Source organism: Nonomuraea sp. NPDC059194, assembly GCF_042754765.1.
Classification (GTDB): Bacteria; Actinomycetota; Actinomycetes; order Streptosporangiales; family Streptosporangiaceae; genus Nonomuraea.
This window is the reverse complement of record NZ_JBHZBH010000112.1, coordinates 1-1,622: the sequence shown is the minus strand read 5'-3', so window position 1 is coordinate 1,622 and position 1,622 is coordinate 1. Positions and strand designations below refer to the sequence as shown.

Below are 1,622 nucleotides of genomic sequence, written 5' to 3'. Positions count from 1 at the left end.
CGCGGCAGTTCCCTGAGTCAACCCCTGCTGCGAAATAGGGGCGCTATTGCTGGTCATGGCCGCAGCATGAAGCGTCTTAGATGCGGTGAGGAGACGGGGTGTCCGGTGGCAAGGTGACCCGGACCGCAGCGAAGCGAGGACTGGAAGCGCCGCGGCAGGACTACGAAGCCGATGGGGTGCGGGCTCTGGCGTGGTGGACGGCGGGGTCGTAGGGGGTGCCGTTGCGCCAGCAGGCGTGGATGACGCGTAGCCAGCCTCGGCCCAGGATGCGCACCGCGTTGGGATGGCGTTTGCCGCGGTCACGGGCCCGCTGGTAGGCCTGCTCGGCCCAGGGGTTGGCGTGCCGGCTGTTGTCGGCGAAGTGGGTCATGGCCTTGCGGGCAGCCCGGTTGGCGCTGTGCCGGAAGCCGACGGTGTGGACTTTGCCGCTGGCGCGGGTGACCGGGGCCATGCCGACCTCGGCGGCGAGCTGGTCAGCGGTCAGGCCGCGTTCCAGCATCGGGCCGATCTCGCCGATGATCTGGGCGAGGTTGACCATGCCGACCCGGGGCAGGGCGCGGAACAGGGCGGCGTAGGGGTGCTCGTCCAGCGTCTTGCTGAGGGCGGCTTCGAGGTCGGCGATGCCGCGGATCAGGGCGCGGACCTGCTCGACCTGTGTGGTGATCAGGATGGTCACGGTGTGGCGGCCGATCCTGCTGGCCGGCTGGGGTGCCTGGCGCAGGCGTTCGACGAGTTCGGCGCCGGACTTGCCGCCGCTGTAGCGGCACCGGCGCAGGAACGCGCTCATGGTGGAGGGGTTGAGCTTGGCGGCCGACTGCGGGCTGGGGAAGCGTTCCAGGAACGACAGCGAGATGTCGGAGTCCAGGTGAGAGAACAGACGGGCCGCGCCGGGCCAGTGCGCCTCCAGCAGCGCCCGCAACTGGTTGACGGCGCTGACGCGGGCGGCGACGAGGTCGCTGCGCTGACGGGACAGGGCCTGGATCTCCAGCGTCGCCGGCTTGGTGGGGGTGAGGAACCGCAGATGAGGCGCGTCGGTGCGGAGCAGGTCGGCCAGCATGAAGCTGTCGAAGGCGTCGCTCTTGGCCCGGGAGGCGCCCCAGCGGGGACGCATCGCGGTGAAGGCGCCGGGGTGGATGGCCACGACCGGGTGCCCGGCAGCCAACAGCCGGTCGACCACCAGTCCCTTGCTGGTCTCGATCGCGACGGGCACCTGGGCGGGATCGCCGTAGGCGGCCAGCCGGCGCAGGGTGGTGGTGATGCCGTCCTCGGTGTGGCTGAGGTTCCATCGCTGGCTGGTGGCGCCGCTCTCATCCAGAACTGTGACCGCGTGGCGTTGACTGCCCCAGTCCCATCCGACGGTGTGCACGGTGTGACTCCTTCCGCTGCAGGTCACCTCCAGGGGTTCGGTGAGGACGTCTGCCGGAAGCTCATTACTGCGGCCCTCGATCCGGGGCTATTTCCTGATGCCGATCTCGACGCCCCCGTCCCGGCGGGGCCGGCGCCACTGCACGCGAGCCGTCAAGCGGCGATCCGATCGCAGGCCATGCACCCGCCGGGCCGAGAGGTGACAACCCTTACGAGGGCTGCCTACCCAGGATCTCTTAATGAGCGATCGCCCCAAC

The 1,622-nt window shown here is 70.0% G+C and carries 1 protein-coding gene; it reads right to left on the bottom strand.

The window, feature by feature from the left end; translation table 11 throughout:
* Nucleotides 1-160 precede the first annotated feature (160 nt).
* The gene (locus ACFXJ8_RS44025; RefSeq protein ID WP_379651539.1) at nt 161-1,366 is read right to left on the bottom strand and encodes an IS110 family transposase; all 1,206 of its coding nucleotides are present in this window, start codon (nt 1,364-1,366) and stop codon (nt 161-163) included.
* Between the last annotated feature and the right edge of the window lie 256 nt (nt 1,367-1,622).